General features: G+C 42.8%; 19 protein-coding genes and 1 rRNA gene. 9 read left to right on the top strand and 11 right to left on the bottom strand.

The annotated features are described in order from the left end of the window. Nucleotides 1-3: 3 nt before the first annotated feature. From G460_RS22730 to rocD, 4 genes are all read right to left on the bottom strand, one after another. Nucleotides 4-6,606 (bottom strand): DUF6603 domain-containing protein, encoded by a 6,603-nt coding sequence (locus G460_RS22730; RefSeq protein WP_026956540.1) that lies wholly within the window; start codon nt 6,604-6,606, stop codon nt 4-6. A gap of 264 nt (nt 6,607-6,870) precedes the next feature. Beyond that, the gene (locus tag G460_RS0117275; protein ID WP_026956539.1) at nt 6,871-8,076 is read right to left on the bottom strand and encodes a porin; all 1,206 of its coding nucleotides are present in this window, start codon (nt 8,074-8,076) and stop codon (nt 6,871-6,873) included. 262 nt (nt 8,077-8,338) lie between these two features. Then, complete coding sequence (locus G460_RS0117270; protein ID WP_026956538.1) at nt 8,339-8,992, bottom strand: HAD family hydrolase; 654 nt, start codon at nt 8,990-8,992, stop codon at nt 8,339-8,341. A gap of 71 nt (nt 8,993-9,063) precedes the next feature. After that, the gene (gene rocD, locus G460_RS0117265; RefSeq protein WP_026956537.1) at nt 9,064-10,302 is read right to left on the bottom strand and encodes an ornithine--oxo-acid transaminase; all 1,239 of its coding nucleotides are present in this window, start codon (nt 10,300-10,302) and stop codon (nt 9,064-9,066) included. 72 nt (nt 10,303-10,374) lie between these two features. On the opposite strand from rocD, the gene G460_RS23350 reads away from it, so the two are divergent. From G460_RS23350 to G460_RS23090, 8 genes are all read left to right on the top strand, one after another. Further along, on the top strand, nt 10,375-10,530 hold the full coding sequence (locus tag G460_RS23350; RefSeq protein ID WP_169817526.1) for a C1orf53 family protein: 156 nt from the start codon (nt 10,375-10,377) through the stop codon (nt 10,528-10,530). 104 nt (nt 10,531-10,634) lie between these two features. Next, nucleotides 10,635-10,877, top strand: a complete 243-nt coding sequence (gene rpmB / locus G460_RS0117255; protein WP_026956535.1) for a 50S ribosomal protein L28 — start codon at nt 10,635-10,637, stop codon at nt 10,875-10,877. 32 nt (nt 10,878-10,909) lie between these two features. Beyond that, on the top strand, nt 10,910-11,092 hold the full coding sequence (gene rpmG / locus G460_RS0117250; protein WP_014020702.1) for a 50S ribosomal protein L33: 183 nt from the start codon (nt 10,910-10,912) through the stop codon (nt 11,090-11,092). Between the two features lie 37 nt (nt 11,093-11,129). Next, a complete protein-coding gene (locus G460_RS23095) occupies nt 11,130-11,282 on the top strand; it encodes a DUF4295 domain-containing protein (protein WP_084421393.1) in 153 nt (50 codons plus the stop codon). A gap of 91 nt (nt 11,283-11,373) precedes the next feature. Beyond that, nucleotides 11,374-12,333: a signal recognition particle-docking protein FtsY gene (gene ftsY, locus G460_RS0117240; protein ID WP_026956534.1), complete on the top strand. Its 960-nt coding sequence runs from the start codon at nt 11,374-11,376 to the stop codon at nt 12,331-12,333. Between the two features lie 116 nt (nt 12,334-12,449). Further along, a complete protein-coding gene (locus G460_RS0117235; RefSeq protein ID WP_026956533.1) occupies nt 12,450-13,298 on the top strand; it encodes an SPFH domain-containing protein in 849 nt (282 codons plus the stop codon). A 2-nt stretch (nt 13,299-13,300) separates the two neighbouring features. After that, nucleotides 13,301-13,792, top strand: a complete 492-nt coding sequence (locus G460_RS0117230; RefSeq protein WP_157366953.1) for a hypothetical protein — start codon at nt 13,301-13,303, stop codon at nt 13,790-13,792. A 3-nt stretch (nt 13,793-13,795) separates the two neighbouring features. Continuing rightward, nucleotides 13,796-13,948: a type II toxin-antitoxin system antitoxin gene (locus G460_RS23090; protein ID WP_084421390.1), complete on the top strand. Its 153-nt coding sequence runs from the start codon at nt 13,796-13,798 to the stop codon at nt 13,946-13,948. 2 nt (nt 13,949-13,950) lie between these two features. Here the strand turns inward: G460_RS23090 and G460_RS0117220 are convergent, their stop codons facing one another. Continuing rightward, nucleotides 13,951-15,366 carry a TolC family protein gene (locus G460_RS0117220; RefSeq protein ID WP_245578747.1) on the bottom strand — a complete coding sequence of 472 codons (1,416 nt, stop codon included), beginning with the start codon at nt 15,364-15,366 and terminating at the stop codon, nt 13,951-13,953. Between the two features lie 242 nt (nt 15,367-15,608). Here G460_RS0117220 and G460_RS0117215 point away from each other — a divergent pair, with 242 nt between their 5' ends. Next, nucleotides 15,609-16,373, top strand: a complete 765-nt coding sequence (locus G460_RS0117215) for a class I SAM-dependent methyltransferase (protein WP_026956530.1) — start codon at nt 15,609-15,611, stop codon at nt 16,371-16,373. On the opposite strand, the gene G460_RS0117210 is transcribed toward G460_RS0117215, so the two are convergent. The 6 genes from G460_RS0117210 to rrf all read right to left on the bottom strand — a co-directional run bounded on the left by G460_RS0117210 (nt 16,370) and on the right by rrf (nt 21,032). Beyond that, nucleotides 16,370-17,326, bottom strand: a complete 957-nt coding sequence (locus G460_RS0117210) for a glycosyltransferase family 2 protein (RefSeq protein ID WP_026956529.1) — start codon at nt 17,324-17,326, stop codon at nt 16,370-16,372. The two genes, G460_RS0117215 and G460_RS0117210, sit on opposite strands and share 4 nt — an antisense overlap. Then, nucleotides 17,326-18,288, bottom strand: coding sequence for a glycosyltransferase family 2 protein (locus G460_RS0117205; RefSeq protein ID WP_026956528.1), 963 nt, complete (start codon nt 18,286-18,288; stop codon nt 17,326-17,328). Before G460_RS0117205 ends, G460_RS0117210 begins: the two co-directional genes overlap by 1 nt. Nucleotide 18,289: 1 nt before the next feature. Next, nucleotides 18,290-18,838 (bottom strand): DUF4199 domain-containing protein, encoded by a 549-nt coding sequence (locus G460_RS0117200; protein WP_026956527.1) that lies wholly within the window; start codon nt 18,836-18,838, stop codon nt 18,290-18,292. Between the two features lie 7 nt (nt 18,839-18,845). Next, a complete protein-coding gene (locus G460_RS0117195; RefSeq protein ID WP_026956526.1) occupies nt 18,846-19,358 on the bottom strand; it encodes a DUF4199 domain-containing protein in 513 nt (170 codons plus the stop codon). Next, nucleotides 19,351-20,592, bottom strand: a complete 1,242-nt coding sequence (locus G460_RS0117190) for a dihydroorotase (protein ID WP_026956525.1) — start codon at nt 20,590-20,592, stop codon at nt 19,351-19,353. Before G460_RS0117190 ends, G460_RS0117195 begins: the two co-directional genes overlap by 8 nt. Nucleotides 20,593-20,920: 328 nt before the next feature. Next, a 5S ribosomal RNA gene (rrf, locus tag G460_RS0117185) occupies nt 20,921-21,032 on the bottom strand. Nucleotides 21,033-21,200 lie beyond the last annotated feature (168 nt).

Below are 21,200 nucleotides of genomic sequence, written 5' to 3'. Positions count from 1 at the left end.
ATCTTAAAGAGCTAAAACATCACTTGCTACTACTTGTACACTTTGCTTTCCGATGATGGATGATTTTTTGGCGATCTGCACGGCCTCCATATAGCTGAGTTTTTGTGCTTCACCGACTACTGCCAAATCATCCGTCCCCACGACTGCATACTCTGGCTTTTTGAGTTGGACTTTGGAAGGGTTGACTACTCTGTTTTGGTACGCTGAAAGTGCCGATCTACCGACAGCTCCGGTTTTACTGAAGAAGGAGCTTTCTTTTTGCTGGAACACTGCTCTGACCAAAGGCCTTGAGATGTGTTCTTCATCCATGATCAGCTGCTCATACTCAACCTCCCGATCGACCACGCCTCCAGACTCGAGGGCATCGGTGCCACTGAGTTTCACTCCGGAGTTTTGCTCTTGGAATGATGGCAAACTCAGCTTTTCATTGTCTTTGACAACTAAAAAGTTAGCTGGCGCAAAAGCTTCCTGGATATAGGTATAAGTCGCACCCGAATCTCCAATCAATACTTCTTCTATCTCAAATTCGGTAAAATCAGATGGTTTAAACTGACCAAACTTGGAGATTTCTACTTTGAGTGGTACTATTTTCTGACTGATCTCTATCGAGCCATTTGGAGTCAAAATCAACTCATCTTCTGTGGCAAGATTTTTCATCCGCAATCCCGGAGAATTTGGATTGGAAAGCACACTTCTCCAATTTTGGACATCCTCCATAGCCTCGGTGAGGAGCGGGAATACTGCAATATCCGGAAGACTCGTATCTCTTTTGTCCCCCCACGTGACGTCAAATTTGACTTTGACAGAGAAGAACAGGATTTTGAATTTCGCAGTACCCTTGGCTCTCCATGGAGTAGGCCCTTCCAAACTAAACTCCAAGGAAAGACTGAGTAGCGTAGCACTTCCAGCCTTGACCGCCAATCTTGCTCTGGCATCCGCAATAAAGCGGAATGGCGAAAATTGGAAAAGTACGTCAAAGCCAAACTCTCCTACGACTTTGAATCCTGCAACTCCAAAATAAAAGTCTATCCCTGCCCCAAATTGTACCGTATTGGAAGTAACCGCAAAGTAGCAGGTCAAGGTCAATCGAGGGTTTCCGGAGAGAATTTTTAAAGTTAACCGCTTCATCGGAGGAATCTGCAAGTGGGTAGGTGGATCAAACCGTGGATGAAACCCTCCGACAGACAAGACAAAATCCGGTTTGGCTCCCCAACTGATCCGCAACACCATATCCCCTTCCAACCCAAAAGTCAAAACTTTGGAATCGAAAAGACTGGCATCAAAGCTCAGCATGCCTTTTTCAAAATCAATCATCCCCAAGAAGGCGACCTGAATTTTGATCAATGCGGCATTTTCATCTGGCAAAATCACCCTCAAAACTCCCAAAATCCCAAATCTTACCGGGTTGGCAAACTCAATGGCAACTCCCAAATCCACTCTCAGGATGGTAGGTACCCCCCAAGTAATAGCAGCCATTGGGCCCAAGACAAACTGGTCTCGCTTAACAGGGAATACCTCTTTGATGTCAGTCAATATCTTATTGATATTGGCAATGATATCTTTTGGAAAAAGAATATTTTGGATCGTGCCGGTTCGAACTCCGTCCCGAAGCCTTTCTACCTGAATCGTCCTGTGTATTCCCAAAATCCCCCCCAAGCCTGAGATAAAGAATCCAAAACCCAAGGCGATTCCTGTTCCAAATTCCACAGAAACAATGAAAAGCACAGAAGTTCCCGTTTTCCCATCAGGCATTTTGCTGTTGATAATACCGATAGCGGATACGGCAAAAAGATTCATAAATGAAAGCTCCACCGCACCGGCATACTCACCTTTATCCTTATCAAAGAACAAATAACCACCTCCACTAAATACAGGCGTATCGAGAGAAACACCCAGCCCTGTAGGCGGCTTAAATTTGATATCGATATTGACTATCCCAAAATTGGAATTTCCTTGCGGCAAACCATTACTGAAGCTAGCCTTAGTCAATGTTGCCTCTATTCCTAGACCTTCTACTGAGGCTGCCACCGGACCTAGAGTGATACTTGCTCCCGAAAAGGAGATTCCCAAGTCTACTCCTCCACTTCCTTTATCTTTATAGGTGATTTTCAGTGCATCCAGACTCACAGCATTTCCGAACTTGCCATTCACTGGGATCAAAGCCTCACTTTGGGCACCTCCAAAAGAAATACTCAAGCCTGAAGGCCATCGCACATCTAGGTCAATATCGAATGTGTTCCCAAACTTTAAATCTTTAAGGTTGATCTGACTTGGAAGCAAGTCGTCCATGCCTGGGATCACTATTTGGTTTTCAATCAATCCGCCCAGACTAAAATCCCACTGATTGGACTGAGAGCGGCTCAGTCCGATTTTGCTGAGGTAAATTCTGATGACACTAGGGACATCTAGTACTTTCACCGCTGGACTGGCCTCACCTAAGACGCTGAAAGCGCCCTGATTATCCACCATGATATCCACGCTGATAGCTGTACTACCTTCGGAATCACCCAGGCCATCGATCTCCAGTGTACCAGCTAATTCTACTGTGATTTCATCGCCATTTTTAGAAACTGAAATTTCTGAAATGGTGATCTTGATAGCTCCAAGGTGAAAAACCGCAGTACTACCGATGGATGCGGAAAAATTACCAGCAGAAGGAATCGTGAAACTAACATCCACTTTTGCCTGCTGGTCGGATTCATCTTTTAGGCCAGGAATTTCCAACTCTCCTACAAAGGAAAAAGGATAGGTCAATTGACTCGGAGTGAAGGAAAGCTGCAGTTCGTTGATCGTAAAAGCAAATCCTCCAACCTTGATTTTTTGGTTTTGTGAAAGACCAATAGAATATTTTTGTTCCGCTTTGGCGTAGCTGAAATCAATTCCTATCTCAGCAGGGTCAGAGCTGTTTTCCTCTTCAAATCCCGAAAAGCCTAGCGCTGCTCCCGCAGTGATGCTTTCCAAATCTCCGTTGAGAATTTCTAAGTCAAACTGCTCTATAAAAAGGCTGACATCACCCAGCTTCAGTTCGGTTCTTCCACCTCCTGGATTCGCCTGGATTGTATAGTTATTGCCATCAGTAAGGCTAAAATTAAAGCCCAAAGAATTATGGGTATCATCACATGCAGGGATCGTCAATTCTCCTGCAAAATTTGCGTCTGTCAAATTGCCATTTTGGATCGCAAACCCAAACTGAGAAAAATCAAAAGTCAAGCCGCCAATAGAAAAGGATGGCAAATCATTGGCTGAAAAACTCAATTTATTTTGTGGTGAATTGTAGGAAACTGCCACATCCACAAATTCATCTCCTCCGGGAAGCTTAAATTTGCTAGCTCCCGAGATGGACTGAAAGCTGCCATTACTGACCACCAGAGACAAATTAATATCCTTTACCTCCAGACCACTCCCTTCCAGAGTACCGGTGGAAGTAATAAGTACGGTGTAGCTATTCCCACCATTAGCGACAGAGAAAGAAAAATTCAAACCACCTCCATCAGTGAAAAAAGGCATAGTCAGAGAGCCATCCAGATTTCCGGATTCAAAGGCTCCATTTCTGATCAAAAATGAAAGCTGACTGATGGTTAAGGTGAAAATTGCCAACTCAACGGCCGGAAGATTTTGAGCGGTCAGTTCAAAATCCTCAGCTCCATTTTTGGAGTAGTTTACTGCCACTCCGAATGGGTTATTTGCCTCAGTTAATTCTGGAATATGAAATCCCGCTGATCCATTTGCTTGGGTGACAGCCCCATTTTCCACATCCAAACTGAATACTACATTGCTGAGGACAAACATCCCAAAATTGGAGCTCTGCCCGGTACCGTCAATTTGGATGGAATAATTATTCCCAGTCCCTACAGACACGTCAAAACCTATGGGATTCCCATCAAATAAAGGAAGAGTCACCTCGCCATTGACATCAGCCTGAAAGGAAACATCTTTTTGACTCTCTATCCTGATCTGATCAAAATGCAGGCTGAAACTATCCAAATCAGCGTTGACATCATTGATCTGAATGATATATAAAGGAGTGGCGCCTGAATTGTCCACCGTGATACCAAAAGTAAAGGGCTGACTAAGACCAGGAAACTGTAAGGAACCTGCTCCAGAGAGGGATTGCAAATCTCCGTTTTGAACGGTCATCAAAAAGCTCTGAAACTGTAAAACCACAGGTCCAAACTCAAGGGTATTTTGATCCGGATTTCCTGTAAGATTCAGAGAATAGTCATTACCTGAATTTCCGACTGTAAGTTCATACTGGATTCCAGCACCTCCAGTAGAATCTGGAAGCTTAAATGTCCCAGTAGCTTCACCACTTTCAAAGGATCCATTTCGAATCTCAAAGTCTAGAGAAGCCATTGTCAGCTGTCCTCCAAACAACTCCACATCCAAGGGATTCTGAAGATTGATCAGGTATTGATCCTGAACTTGGGTATAATTGATAGAAACAGACGAAGGGGTACCAAATCCAGGGATCTGAAGGTTTGCTGAACCGCTGAAATTTTGGACGATTCCTGCCTCCACCTCAATTGCAAACTGAACCTGATTCAGCTCAAAGTCTCCAAACCGGACAAATTGAGACCCGCTATTTACCGCTATTTCATAATCATCTCCTGTCCCAAACGTAAACTCAAAGTCCAGACTTCCTTCGTCATCAAAAACCGGCAAAGTCAAACTCCCGTTGGCTCCGGCAGTATAGGGCCCAGATTTCTGACATGAAAAATTGATTTGAGTAAAGGTCAGATTAAACCCGCCTATTTCAGCGACTACGTTGGCTATTTGAAAGGCATACGTGGTATTTTCCCCATTGACTGTCACATCAAAGCTGAACACAAAAGCCTCACTCAAACCCGGAATCTGGAGGGTACCGCTCCCTTCAACTGATTGAAGCTGCGTATTGGCAACTATCAATTCAAAGTCATCCACTTGCAATGCCAAAGGACCAAATTCCAGCGTGTTGTTTTGAGGAGCTCCTGTTAGTTGAATTGTGTAATCATCACCTTGATTGGAAAAATTCAAGTCGAAAGAAATCCCTGCTCCATCCGTGGCATCAGGCAGTTTTATCTTTCCCTTAATCAAACTTGTCGAAAAGCTCCCATTCAAAAACTGAAATTGAAGCTGAGAAAATTCAAGCTGACATCCTGCCAATTCGGGTGTTCCAAAATCAGAAGCAGACAGAATCAGATTTTCATTGCTATTGACTTTGTTATACTGAATGCCCAACTGGATCGGAGTGCCGGTAGTCACCACCGGAATTGTCAATGCGCCATTGCCGGTAATATCCTGCAGGCTGCCATTTTCGTAGAGCATCTCATATTGCTGCAGATCAAGTACAAACCCTCCATGCGCAAGTGGATGACTTGTGGACAGTTCGAGTTTCAATCGGTCAGTTTGCTCATCTTCAAACACAACCTCGAATTCGATCTGACCGTCCGAAAATAGTGGAATGCCGAGATCTCCTACCCAAGTACTCTCCACCAGACTCCCGTCTTTGTGGATTCTTAGAAAAACAGAATCAAAAGTAGCTGTACCAAACCCAACGGGTATCGGAATAAAATCCGTTCCGGTAAATTCAAAGTGAGGGTCAGCATAGCTAAAGGAGAAAGTTGTTTTGGCTGGCTGCTGGGTAGAAGAATCCACTACTCCAGCCATCTCTGCCCAGCCATTAATAGCTATGTCTGTGGGAGCTGCAGAATGGGTTGTGATCTCTATTTGTTCAAAAAATATAGAAATACTTCCTTTTTTGAGCTCTTGGCCTTCTGGATTTTGAGCTTGATATTGCACATCTCCATCATTGAGAAGAGATATTGAAAATTCGATTTTCCCCGGACCACTCGCTCCATCATCTAAAAAATCAAATACAAGCTCTCCACTGATCGCTGTCCCAGACTGAAAATCCCCATTCTCTATGACCAATGTCAACTCATCAATGGTAGCCTGAAATCCCTGCAATCTAGCAGCGGGTATATTTCCAGCTGTACCCGTGAAAACTCCGTTGCCATATTCTATATCAAGCGTTAGCTCATGCGGTCCAGATCCATCCTCATTTTGCAATTCAGGCAGGAGTACTTTTACAGAAATCTGCAATGCAGTCAGCTCGGAAGCCGTGAACGATAAAGAGGAACTGAGCAGCTCAAGTTCCACTCCATGCAATTTTGACTCTATAGGTCCTGTTTGGGTAATAAAAAACTCCTTGGCCCCATTGGCATCCCGGATACCGACCGTGTACGGTATTTTGGAAAGCTCATCAGTTACGCGGTCTTTTAAAGACTGCAACTGCGTCTCCCCTTCCATCAAGACATTTTCTACTTGGGTCGCAGTATCATTGAGTACGATTTGAAAACTATTCAAGACCGACTCCAGTTCGTGGAGAAAAAAGTCCTGACTGTTATTAAGCAAATTTTCTTTTGCTTCTATAATGTATTGATCTAATTCATTTTTGGAAACAGTCACAGGAAGCTCCAGCGGAGCGTCTAGGTGATCCTTGAGATGCTCAAAAACCATCTCGGCCGTATCAGCAGGATTTGCCAGCAATTGATCCAGCTGATCTTTCAACTGTCCTAGTCCTGTATCAGAAAGTAACGATTCAAAAGGTAATCCTACATTAGCCATAAAAAATCTGGATCTAAAAATTAACTAAACAACAACAGTCTGAATGTAAGCATTTTACATAAAAAATAAAAAAGATTCATTGAGCACCTTTCAACAAAAAAATTAGTCAATCTTTCAAAAAATCACATCAAAAAGCAAAATTCTACAATTTCACTATTCCAAAAATTCTATGAATCTAAAATGAGTTTAACACCATTTTTTATTCCTTATAAAACAAAAAAAGCAGAACCAAAAGATTCTGCTTTCTACTAAAATTCTATTTTTTTAAAAATTCACCTGAGCCTGAAGGCGTAGTAGCCTTCCCCTTTGCCTATTATCCGGATTGAGTGAATTCTCGAATGTCCGGTCTGAGAAAGTATACATCGTCACGAGTTCGAAGCTTTTATTGAACTGCCACTCTACACCCAGCTCCAACTCCTTGACACGATGCTTCGTTGCATCCATTTCAAACTTTTTCCCTCCTTTATAATATTGGAATCTGGTAAAAGGAATAAACCTCTTTTCCCCAGAGACAATGTGATAATTGATCATCATATAGCCACCACTCAATGGAGCATCTTTGACATCGTTGGTTTCGGGATCATACTCCGGACCTCTTCCCCAATTGTATTCCGCTTGGAAACCAAATGGCTGAGGATAAACCACTAGCGTAGTGGCGACGCGATACTCCCCAAACTCAGTCTGATCAAAGTCAGTAAGTGGATTTCTGGTGATGACGTATTTCCCGCCATACCCTTGGATGGAAGCCTCTACGATCTGCCCTGACTCAAACAGATATGGATAGGTAAATCTCCCTACCATGTGGAAGCTGTCATTTTTGTCAGGGTTATTGGGTCCCTGTCCATTGAATACTCCGAATCCAAACATCCCATAGTCACCGGATCCTTTCAGTCCAGTAGCTCTCAAATGCCCAAATCTTTCTCTGATTTCAGTAGGCGCATAGTAAAACATCACGCCCAAATCCCGCTCGTTGGGCATACCTGAATTAAGCGCGTCATTTCGATCCAAAGGCAATCGATTGGAACTAGACTGCAGGTTTTCATATCCAAATGGAATTTTGGACTGACCGATCCTCAATCTAAACTCATTCTTGGGATCCAGTCCCACATCAAAATACGCATCTCGTATTTGGCCCATATTAGCACCAAGCGATGCAAAGTCTGGCTGGATATAAAAGAATACCCGTGGGTGAATCTGTCCTGAAAATACCAGACGTATCCTCCTAAAGGTAAATCCAGAATTTCCTCCCCAGGATTTATCACATTGACTACACGACAGATCCGGGTTGGTCTGTAGCCCATTGTATCTCAGCTGAGCATATCCGCGCAGACGGATATTCTCAAACCACCCTTTGGCTTTGGCCACAGGAGGTTCGGTAGATGGCAGTGAATCTGTCTGCTCGCCCCTTGCAAAAGCGGAAGACAAACTCATCCCCACAGTAAGGAGGACTGCCGCGAACAAAATTCGCATGACAAGAAGATGAATAAGGTGTTAATTAATTGTACAGCGGTGCAAAAGTGAGGTTAAAAAATGTCCTTATTGCTTCCCTAATGTTATCAAATTGTTTCCTTCCCTAATGATTTAATAAAAGGAACTGAAGCCCACTATTTTGGAAATATTTAAAAAACAGCAGATTAAATCGACAAAACAGACAAAACCCCATATTATCACTAAATGACGTTCAGCCGATTGTTAAGAATTGTTTTCCTAAATATGAAGCCCATCAGCGCTTTTAACCCAAGAGTTCTTTCACTTTTTCAACGGAAATCTCCCTGTAATCCTGAATGTAATAGTGGCTTTCCGGTAATTCATCCTTGGTATGAGAAGACAAAACAGCCACGACTTTCATGCCTGCATTCAGTCCTGCAGTCACACCCGAAAAAGAATCTTCGAATACCAAGCAGTCCTGAGGTGCTACTTGCAAATTATGCGCGGACTTGAGATACACTTCAGGATCCGGCTTATGTTTGGACACATTTTCGCTGGCCATCACCGAACCAAAATGAGGAAACAAATCCAGTCTACCAGCAATCAGATCCAAATTGGCCCGAGGAGCTGACGTTGCCACTCCTGTCTTGAGCCCAGCTACTTTGAGACTTTTGAAAAACTCCAAAAAACCCGGAATGGGATCGATATGATGCTGATAAATCTCCCGAAACAACCCTTCTTTTTCATCCTCTAAGTCCAGTAATTCCTGCCCCTCTATCTTTCTCTGAAAAAAATGACTCATAATATAAGAGTTACTTTTCCCGTACATATGAGCTGCAAACTCCTCTTCGGAAGGCTGCATATCTCTCTTTGAAAAAAATTCTTTAAATGCTAGTGAATGAAACGGATTGGTGTGACAGATCACCCCGTCCATATCGAAAATTACTGCTTGACTCATGGTGTAGGTTTAAATAAAAAGATCGCTTTCCGCACAAAACAGAAAGCGACCCGAAATCAGTTCATTGAATTTTATTTTTTATCAAATTCGGCTATCACCTTTTCGATGATATCGCAGCACTCGTGAATCTGCTCCTCAGTCATGACCAATGGCGGTGCAAAACGGATGATATTCCCATGGGTAGGTTTTGCCAAAAGCCCAAGCTCAGCTAGTCGCACACAGATATCCCAGGCAGTAGAGCTTTCTTCAGCATCATTGATCACTACGGCATTTAGCAGACCTTTGCCTCTTACCAACTTAGCAATAGGATATTTATCCACTACTTTTTGCATCCGTGTCCTGAAGATGGCTCCAAGATACTCAGCGTTTTCAGCCAATTTCTCATCTTTGATCACATCCAATGCGGCCATAGCCACTTTGGCGCCGAGCGGATTACCTCCAAAAGTAGACCCATGCTGACCTGGCTGGATCACATCCATCACATCCTTATCCGCTAGCACAGCTGACACCGGGTAAAAACCACCAGAAATAGCTTTGCCCAAAATCAACATATCAGGCTTTACATTTTCATGATCTACTGCCAAAAGTTTACCGGTACGTGCAATCCCGGTTTGGATTTCGTCAGCTATAAACAAAACCTGACTATCCTTACACAATTGATTTGCCTTACTCAGATATCCTTCATCTGGCACATAGACTCCTGCCTCTCCCTGAATCGGCTCTACCAAAAAGCCCACAACTCCGGGTAGCTTCAATGCTTCTTCCAATGCATCTACATCATTATAAGGTATCTTTACAAACCCATTGGTATAAGGTCCAAAATTCTTCCGCGCTACCGGATCATTGGAAAATGAAATGATAGTGGTAGTACGCCCGTGAAAATTATTTTCAGCTACGATGATTTTCGCTTCGTTTTCAGCCACGCCTTTTCTTTCATAGCCCCATTTTCTGGCGATCTTAATAGCTGTTTCCACTCCTTCAGCACCGGTGTTCATAGGGAGGACTTTGTCAAACCCGAAATATTCGGTCACATACTTTTCGAAGGGTCCTAAAACATCATTATAAAAGGCTCTTGAGGTCAAAGTCAAGGTGCCAGCTTGCTCGATTAGAGCATTTTTGATTCTTGGATGGCAATGCCCCTGATTGACGGCCGAATAGGCCGAAAGGAAGTCATAGTACTTTTTCCCCTCTACATCCCACAAGAATACTCCTTCCCCACGAGTCAAGACAACGGGCAAAGGGTGATAATTGTGCGCTCCGTACTGGTCTTCGAGGGCGATTGCTTGCTTGCTAGAAGTGATGGTCTCCATGTTTTTTTGTAATTTTGGTTTCTAAAATGATTCCACTGTCACAAATATAAGAATTGCGCTAGCGGCAAAAGAATGAAACCCGAAAAGAAGAGCAGCTTACCGACTTTGGAATCCGGAGACTATTATATCAATGAGCAAGGGCTCATGGTCTTCACTGCCAAATATCACCTTAAAAGGGGCTATTGCTGTGGAAATGGATGCAAACACTGCCCCTATTCCAAGGATTGAAAAAGTATTTCGAATATTTTTAAATCCCTTTGTTGCTAATTCCCAAAAAGTTCCGATATTTGCAGACTCATTACAGAAACGCATTCAAATTACGATAAAGAATCATGGCAAAAGTTTGTGACATTACCGGAAAAAGACCTCGAGTAGGTAACAACGTGTCCCATGCAAACAACAAGACCAAGCGTAGATTTTACCCAAATCTTCATAAGAAGACATTCTACGTTCCTGAAGAAGACGCATGGATCACTTTGAAAGTGTGCTCTAAAGCATTGAAGACGATCAACAAGAAAGGTATCACTGCAGTATTGAAAGATGCTCAGGATAAAGGAATGATTGTAATCAGATAATCAAAGTCACGACGATATAAACGAATAGAAAGATGGCTAAGAAAGGAAATAGAGTACAAGTGATTTTGGAATGCACAGAGCATAAGACCTCTGGCATGCCTGGTACTTCTCGATACATCACTACCAAGAACAGAAAGAACACTACTGAAAGATTGGAGTTGAAAAAATTCAACCCTATCTTGAAAAAAGTTACTGTTCATAAAGAAATCAAGTAATAATTTCGGAGCTAGCCTCCGATAAAACAACAAAGATATGGCTAAGAAAGTAGTAGCAACCCTAAAAAAAGAAGGTGGCGTATCTTACTCCAAAGTGATCAGAGCCGTAAAGTCTGACAAAACTGGCGCATATACCTTCAGAGAAGAGATGGTTCCTTCCACTGCGGTGCAGGATACCTTGAAAAAATAATTTGCCAAAAGCATCGTAATGATTTTCAGTCCCTCTGTCCATCGGTCAGCAGGGACTTTTTCATTATATTCCACTTTTAAAAAACTGTAGTATGGGTATTTTCGGTTTTTTCTCCAAAGACAAAAAAGAAAGTCTGGATCAAGGGCTCCAAAAGTCCAACGAAAACATATTCTCCAAACTGAGCAAAGCCGTAGTCGGCAAATCCAAGGTAGATGAAGAGATTCTCGATGAACTCGAAGAGATCCTGATTACTTCAGACGTGGGCGTCGACACTACGATCAAGATCATCAATAGGATCGAAGAGCGGGTTGCACGGGACAAATACCTCAATACTCAAGAACTGGATCTAGTCCTCAAAGAAGAAATTGCTGCTCTTCTAGAAGAAAACAATTCGCAGGACTTTTTGGATTTTGATATTCCTGAAGGCAAGAAGCCCTATGTCATCATGGTGGTAGGTGTCAATGGAGTTGGAAAAACTACTACCATAGGCAAACTGGCGAATCTCTTCAAAAATGCTGGCAAAAATGTAATCCTGGGCGCCGCAGATACTTTTCGAGCTGCCGCTGTCGATCAGCTGATCCTCTGGGGCAATCGCGTAGGCGTACCAGTCATCTCGCATGGTATGAACACAGACCCCGCTTCCGTAGCCTTCGATGCTGTCAAGCAGGGAGTCGAGCAAAAAGCCGACGTCGTCATCGTGGATACAGCCGGAAGACTGCATACCAAAGTAAACTTGATGAACGAGCTCAGCAAAATCAAACGGGTCATGCAGAAATTCATCCCAGATGCACCGCATGAGATTCTACTGGTACTCGATGGCTCTACAGGACAGAACGCTTTCATTCAGGCAAAAGAATTCACTAAAGCCACCGAAATCACCTCTTTGGCGATCACCAAACTAGATGGCACCGCCAAAGGTGGAGTGGTCATCGGCATCAGTGATCAGTTCAAAATCCCTGTCAAATACATCGGAGTTGGCGAAAAAATGACTGATCTTCAGATATTTAACAGAAAAGAATTTGTAGATTCTTTATTTACAAAGAAGTCCTAACTCGAAATAAATCATTGCAAGCCTCGAACAATTCGGGGCTTTTTTTTTGCATTTTTTTGAACATTCCAATTTTTATAACGTAATTCAATATGATATCATTTTAACATCATAATAAAATGGAAAAAATAATCAAACCCAGTTCTGGCTATGTCATGATATTGATCATCTTGGCCGCGATAGCCTTCGGAATATTCATGCTACTCAATGGAAATCCAATAGTCGGAGCCCCCCTATTGATCATCGCTCTCTTTTGCATTCCAGGATTCTTTATTGTAGAACCCAACAAGGCCATGGTTCTCTTGCTTTTTGGCGATTACAAAGGAACCGTAAAAGCAAATGGTTTCTTTTGGGTAAATCCTTTTATGACCAAAAAGAAAATTTCCCTTCGAGTAAGAAACTTTGAAAACAAACCCCTCAAAGTCAATGACAAAATAGGGAATCCCGTGATGGTCGGAACAATCGTCGTCTGGCAAGTAGAGGACACATTCAAAGCGACATTCGATGTGGATGACTATGAAAACTTTGTTCATCTCCAGTCTGACGCAGCTGTACGAAAAATGGCTGGCTCTTATCCCTATGATAATTTTGAAGATGAGGACGCTGAAGTCACACTCAGATCCGGAGTAGAGGAAGTCAACCACTCTTTAGAAGCAGAAATCGTCGACCGCCTGAATCATGCGGGAATCAAAGTAATCGAAGCTAGAATCTCTCACTTGGCTTATGCGTCTGAAATCGCATCAGCTATGCTTCAGAGACAGCAAGCTACGGCCATCGTGGCAGCCAGACAGAAAATCGTCGAAGGCGCCGTAGGCATGGTAGAGATGGCTCTGGAAGATTTGAAGGGGAAAGAAATCATTGAGTTTGATGAGGAAAAAAAGGCCACGATGATTTCCAACCTGATGGTTGTCCTTTGCTCTGACAAAAGTGCCAGTCCTGTACTCAATGTAGGTACACTACACCAGTAAAGATGGGCTACCAGGTTTTCAACGAAACCCAAAATTACAGGGGGTCTTGGGTCATGTACTTGATTCTCATGACCGAGATCCCTATGCTTATTTTGGTTTTGGTTTTAGTATTGAACTCCGAAGAAGAGGCGAGCAAATCGTATCTACATCTCATAATCGTTCTCGTCATCATGGCAGCAGCCTTTCTGCTGTTGATGAATATTCAGTTAAAGACTAGAATTGATTCTAAAGGGATTCATTTCAAATTTTCCCCCTTTATCAACAAGTGGAGAATCATCGCAAAGAGCCAAATAAAATCCGTAAAGGTCATCAACTACAGCCCGATTAGCGATTATGGGGGTTGGGGCCTCAAGGGAAACCGAACTACCAAAGCTTACAGCATCTTAGGCGATGAAGGCATACTCATCGATGTAGGAGAAAAAAAGAAAATCATGTTGGGAACCAAAAAAGGCAAAGAATTGAAGGCCTTTTTGAGAGACTGGGAGGAGGATTAGATTATGGCAAAGAAGAAAGCTTTTGCACTGAGAATAGACGAAGAAACCATGAAGGCCATCGAAAAATGGGCTTCAGATGAATTTCGCAGCACCAATGGCCAGCTGGAATGGATCATTCGGGAAGCGCTCAAGAAAGCCGGTCGGCTTCCCAAATAATATCAAGACTCTGTATCAGAAAGCTCCGGCACATAAAGCAGCTCTCTGTTTTCGAAATCATATAAGGTCAATGATCTTAGCTCATAGTAAGCCAACCAAAACTCCTGCAAGGCAGTGAAATATGCACGGCGATTGGTATCTTTTTCGGATTGCGCGATATTGAGATCTGTGATGGTGACATTGCCAGTCTGATAGCGTTTGAGTGCAATCTCATATCTTCTCTGAGCTACATCATCGGAAGTTTTGGTCACATGCAGGCGCTCGCGGATCATCAGAAAATTTTTGACTTTGGTGAAAATCTCTTGCTCAAAATTGATCAAATCCTGCTGCACCGTATATTCCACCAATTGCTGATTTGCATTTGCCTGAGCCATTCTGGCTTTATTTCTACCCCAGTCCAAGATCGGTACCGACAATCCCAAACTGACTAATGCCTGCGTATTGGGATTTTGGTAAATATCAGCCCAATTGAATGCTGCATTGTTATAGCCATAGCTAGCGTTCAGCTGCATAGTTAGACGCTCCCCCTTTGCCTGAGCTACTAAAGCTTCAGCCTCCAGTTTTCTCCGATCAAAGCCAAGTGCATCTGCCCGATTTTGGAAGGCCAGTAAAATTGCTTCCTCTACATCGACCTCAAACTCGGGAATATCTTCTGGAGAAAGCAATCTAATCTGGGTATTGGGATCCAAACCGATAAATGAATTCACCGCAAGAGCGGAGCTTTCCAGATCCAATTTGGCCTGGGCCTGATCCTGCTGGGCCTGCAATACCTGTAGCTCTATTTGTAAAAGTTTATCTTCGAAAGTCGTCCCCAACTCATACCTCTTTTTCTCGATTGAAAAAATCTCCTCCGAATTGATCAGGTTTTGCTGGGCTATTTCAAGGTTGACTTGGGAAATCAGGTATGTAAAAAACAATTGCGTCACATTCATGGACACTTCTTCCATTTCCTGCACAAATTCTCTTTTGCTTTCTTCAAAAACAAGCGGTTGGATTTTCTTATCCCACTTGTAAGCATTGTATGCAAAGAGCGGCTGCGAAAGCCTCACATTGATCGGAACGCCGGAATATTGAGTCTGTACGTCATTGGGTCCAGCCAGAAAATCATCAAATCGATTGGTAGAAGTATTGACAGATATCGTACCACCCGTTGGCGAAATCACCTGCTGCAAACCCAACTCTAAGTCCATCAAATTTTGCTGTACTTCCAAAAATTCAATCGAACCATCGGGTTGAGTAATACTATTGAAGGCCTGGGAATAGCTGGGAATAGTCCCATTTAATCGCAATTGAGGGTTATAGTTAGATTTGAAAAGCCTGTATTGCCAATATAAGTTTTCGCGTTTTGTAGCAGCGCGTAAAGCTGCAGGAGAGCGATCTTTTGCCTGCTGTACCATTTCCGCCAGAGAATAAGTCATGGATTCTTGTGCAAAAGAATACTTGCAAAAAAAGGCGGCACCAAAAAACACAATGAGAAAAAAGAACCTTCGAGCGATCATAGAGTCTGCTATTATTTTAAAAGAGTTCAACTAAAATAATGATAGTTACCTCATTTGCAAATCCCTCATCCGAGAGAGTTTCTTAAAAATCCTAAATGAGTCATTTTCCATTTTCTCCTCTGACTCCATCAGGAATCCTTATCTTGCGGCCTGAAAACGCTATGAAAAAAATCATCAGTTTTGTCATCCGATACATCCCTAGACCGATTCTACAGCGAATCAGTCCTTTGGCGATGAAAGTTCTCGCAGTGTCAAATCAAGGCAAGGGAGTGCAATGTTCTGTTTGCCTCAAAGAGTATAAAAAGTTTTTGCCATATGGTCGAGTGGCCAGAGAAAATGCCCTTTGTCCCAACTGTCTTTCTCTGGAGAGACATCGCCTGATGTGGCTTTTTCTAAAGGAAAAAACTGAGTTTTTCACAGCGCCTTTGAAGGTTCTTCATGTAGCTCCGGAGCATTGCTTTATTGAAAGATTTGAAGCTTTGCCCAATCTTGACTATATCACAGCAGACATTGAATCCCCTCTGGCAAAAGTCAAAATGGATGTTCATGACATTCCTTTTCCTGACAACTCTTTCGACGTGGTCTTTTGCAATCATGTCTTGGAGCATGTAGAAAGTGATATTAAGGCCTGTCAGGAGTTTAACCGCGTTTTAAAACCCAATGGCTGGGGAATACTCCAATCGCCGGTATATGACCTTCCTGAAACCTTGGAAGACAATACGATCACAGACCCTGCAGAGCGTGAACGGATATTTGGGCAAAGAGACCATGTACGAAAATATGGGAACGACTATGCCGCTAGACTTCGAAAATCTGGAATCGCGATAGAAGAGAATAAATTTGTAAAAGAACTTCCCCAAGAGCAAGTTTCGAAATTCTCACTTCCTCCCAACGAAGTCATCTTTGTTTGTAGCAAAGGAAACTAAGCGTAAAGAGTCTTTCTGACAAGCTCAACAAGAAGTCCCAATCCGTAGCTGCAGAGCTGAATAACAGAACAGAGCAAAGCAAGAAAACCAGTCCATAGCGAGTGAGTTTGAGATATAGCGCTCAGAAGTATCATCCCGCCCCAAAAAGCCAGTAGAAATCTCTGAAATACTAGTGTGCTCGGCAAATAGCCTACTAATGTAAGCAGCAAAAAGATCAGAAATAGACTAGGGAACAAGTGAACCAGCTTGATCGCTCCAGGATGAAATCGGGAAACATTGACCCTGTTTTGGCCAAACGAAAAAGCCTGTTTTGCAAAACTCTGAATTGTGTTTTTCCTTTTGTGGTAGACAAAAGCCTCTTCCACCAATTCAAGCTTATATCCGGTTTTTTTAATACGAATACTCCATTCGATATCTTCACCTCTATTCGGATCGACAAAGCCTCCCAAATCCTCAAATACAGAACGGGATACTCCCATATTAAAACCTCTGGCCTGATATTTTCCTGGGTCTTTCATTTTCCCGCGAATGCCACCAGTCGTCCAAAATGAAGTCATCGCATAGTCCATCGCTTTTTGCAGTGGAGAAAAATCCTCCTTGGCAGCATCCGGACCGCCAAATGCATCCAGGTTTCGATTATTGATGGCTTCATTCAATTTCTCTAAATAAAAGTCCGGCAAAATCACATCCGAATCGATGATGACAAAAAAATCACCTTTGGCCTGCTCCATCCCATGATTTCTCGCAAAGCCCTGCCCCGAATTCTCTTGATAAATGTAGTGCAGGTTCAACCTATCCTGAAAGCTCTCCGCTACAGACTGGGACGATTGTGACGAACCATCTTCGACAATAATGACTTCAAACTGAGAGTAAGTCTGCCCAAGCAAACTCGTCAGCAATTCACGAAGCTCCTCAGGCCGATTGTAAACCGGTATGATAACCGAAAACAGCATCAAAAATCAAAATTCAGCTCTTCATCGATTTTGTACTCCGCTTCTTTGGATTGATTGGAGGTCATCAACTCAGCGATAAATCCGGTTACAAAAAGTTGAACTCCAATAATCAATGCAACCAAAGCAAGGAAAAAGAGTGGCTGATCTACGATTTCACGCACCTTCATACCTTGGCTAAGTCCATATACTTTTTCAAAAATAAGCCAGCAGGTGATCACAAATCCCGTCAAAAATGAGATTGACCCCAATAGCCCAAAGAAGTGCATTGGCTTTTTCTTATATCGATGCACAAAGGAAACCGAGATCAGATCCAAGAAACCATTGAGGAAACGTTCTATCCCAAATTTCGAATCACCGTATTTTCTTGCCTGATGCTGTACTACTTTTTCACCGATCTTCCCAAAGCCATTCCATTTGGCCAGAAGTGGAATATAGCGGTGCATCTCACCATAGACTTGAATATTCTTTACCACCTTCAGACGGTAAGCTTTGAGCCCACAATTAAAATCATGAAGCTTGATACCGGAGATATATCTCGTGACAGCATTGAAAAATTTTGACGGGATGGTCTTGGTTATCGGGTCATGACGCTCCTTTTTCCATCCAGAGATCACATCAAAACCACCTTCAGTGATCATCGCATAGAGTGCTGGGATCTCCTCAGGACTATCCTGAAGATCTGCATCCAGAGTCACGACCACTTTCCCTTGGGCTTTTTGAAAACCAGCATCCAAAGCTGCGGATTTACCATAATTACGGGTAAAATTTACCCCCTTCACATTCCCATTCGTCTTGCTGAGATGCTGTATCACATGCCAGGATTGATCCGTGCTGCCGTCATTGATAAAAATGATCTCATAAGAAAAGCCGTGGTCATGCATGACCCGGCTGATCCATTGAGTTAATTCTGGTAAAGATTCTTCCTCGTTGTAAACAGGAACGACGGCGGAAATTTGAAGCATTTTAATAATCTAGAGACTTGTCTCTTTTTTTGAGTATAGCTCCCAAAATTAAGGCGATAATCGCATAAATGACCAAACCAAAGCCAAAGTTTTTGATTTGACCTACTAATGTAAAGTTACCTTCCGTAGCAGCCTTCATTTCATCCAATTGCTCGGTAGGGATATCATCCGGGTTTGCTCCAAAGCTCTCCATCATTTCCATCGAAGACTTCAGGGCAGCATCTGCCAACACATCCGGTAGAGACGGGTCAATCACATGGAACAATAGAATCTGACCAATCAGTCCTACCAGACCTGAAATAATCATGGTTATGAAACTGAAATTAAAGGCCGTACCAAAGCTCATAAAGCCCCCTAGTTCTGCTCTGTATTGTCTACCAAAGAAAATAATCAAAACAAAAAACACCACAATTGCGATCAATCCAAACCAGCCAGATGCCAGTAGAGAGGAATCAATAAAATAAGCTACATAAGTCAAAGCCATTGAGATCAGACCAATGGTCAACCCAGGCTTGATTGCAGCTTTAAAAGGAGATTGTTGCTCTTCCATAAATAATTTAATTAGGATTTTTTCTTAAAATAATAGAAATAATAATGCTAAAAAACAGACCGGGGATGATTTTCCATAAGCCGTCATTCAATCCGATGTCAAATGGCACCATTGCCTGAACGCTACTGAGGGTATTTTCAAAGGATTCTTCCCCTACTTGAGACACTATAGTGTCTTTGCTGGTAAGCAACACTTCAATTTTTGATGCTTTAATCGCTTCGAAAAATTCGGGAAATAGCAACAAGATGATCCAAATCCCCATACAGGAAATCACCGCTATCAACAAATAGGTCACGAAGCCTACCGACATTCCCTCGGCAAAGGAAAGAAAGCCTTGATTGGTATAATCCTTGAAATATTTCAAAGCTAAAAACAAGGAGACTGGAGTAAGAATGTATCCAAAAATCAAATTGAGATTTGTGGGATCCGGCTGCAACCAAGCTAAAATTCCGAAAGCCATAAGACTCAAGATCCCTCCCAAAGTTCCAAACTGATATGCAGAAGTAAAGTATTTACCCATCGATTCCGATCAATTGACCTTTTTGGATCACATATTTCACTTTGCCTTGCAATTCCTGACCAAACCATGGGTGATTTGAAGCCAAGGATTTATTGGCGCTGGAGTCATACTTCCACTTTTCACTTGGATCAAATATCGTCCAGGTTTCTGGTCCTTTCAATTGCAAAACATCTGCAGGACCTTTCGTGATTTTCTCCAGAAGCAACTCCCAGCCCAGCTCTGATTCCAATTGAACAAGTCCAGGCAAAAAAGCCTGCAAGCCTGCCATTCCAAAGCTTGCCAAATCAAATTCCATAAATTTGGCATCAAAGTCTTGAGGCTGGTGATTGGAAACAATAGCGTCGATAGTCCCATCCTGAAGTCCTGCCAATAACGCAAGTCTATCTTCCTCACCTCTGAATGGCGGCTTCACCTTGTAGTTCGGGTCAAAATCAGCCAAATCTGAATCTGTAAACAAAAGTTGGTAAAGAGACACATCGGAAGTGACGGAAAGCCCTTCAGCTTTCGCTTGTCGAATCAGTTCCACGCCCTTTATAGTACTGAGGGTTTGAAAATGTACTCTTCCCCCTGCGTATCGGATCAATTCAAGATTTTTATGAATAGCGACTTCTTCAGCCATGCTAGGGATCCCCTTCATGCCAAGATGAGTGGATATTTCCCCCTCATGCATTTGACCAAAAATAGCTAATAGAGGATCATAAGAATGATCAAATAAAATCCCATCAAATTTCTGAAGGTATTGGATTGCTTTAAGAAATCTATCACTATTAGAAAGTGGGACGATACCATCGCCAAACACCTTTACACCAGACTGATAGTGCATATCTAAGATCTCAGTGAAGTCTTCTCCATGTGTATCCTTGGTGACAGCTCCTTGGACAATAAGTTCAGGCGTAAACCGAGCACTTTTTGATTTCACAAAATCCACATCAGTTTTGGATTGAATGGTAGGCTCTGTATTAGGCAGCAATACTGCATGTGAAAAGCCTCCATACGCCAATGCCTCCGATAGCGTCTCAAGAGTTTCTTTATACTCAAGCCCTGGCTCACCAGCCATCACCCTAAGATCTATCCAACCACTACTGGCATGCCAGCCATCAGCTTGGATTTCGACTTCTATAGTGTCTTTTAAAGAGTCATGAAAGGGCTTCAAGATGCCTTGATCAAAAACAAAATCCCCTTGTGTGGATTTTCCTGAAGCGTAAAGGTTAAGACCTTTGAAGAGTACAGCCATTATTCTTGATTTGATGCAAAACTGCAACAATATTCTAAAAATGAAAAGTAAACTATTGTCTAGAATTCACTAGAATCCAAAAAAAGAACATCACGGTGCAAGTTTGTGGGAAAGAACTTTAAACAACAAAAGCCCTCTGGGATCAACCAAAGGGCTTAAAATTATACGGCAGTGATCCCGATGCTCGGGACAGGTTCCCGATATTCGGGACAGGTTCCCGATGCTCGGGACAGGTTCCCGATATTCGGGACAAGTTCTACGCTACTGCTCCGGAATGGAAAAAGCCCTAAAACACAAAAACCCCAGTCGCTAGACTGAGGTTTGAATAATGTGGCGGCGACCTACTCTCCCGGGTGTAACCCCAGTACCATCGGCGCGGCAGGGCTTAACTTCTCTGTTCGGGATGGGAAGAGGTGGGACCCCTGCGCTAGGCCGCCTAAATCTTGATACCTGTTCGGTATGTAATATTTTATTGTTCTTGGTACCTTGTACATCGTACTTGGTACTATCCCGATTCCTATCGGGATAACATATATCGTAGAAACTGTAACACAGCGTAGGTAAGCTTTCGGGCAATTAGTACTGCTCAGCTATGACATTACTGCCTT

It is taken from the genome of Algoriphagus vanfongensis DSM 17529, assembly GCF_000429465.1.
Taxonomy (GTDB): domain Bacteria; phylum Bacteroidota; class Bacteroidia; order Cytophagales; family Cyclobacteriaceae; genus Algoriphagus; species Algoriphagus vanfongensis.
Note: the sequence above shows the minus strand (reverse complement) of the source record. Positions and strands in the feature narration are given on the sequence as shown.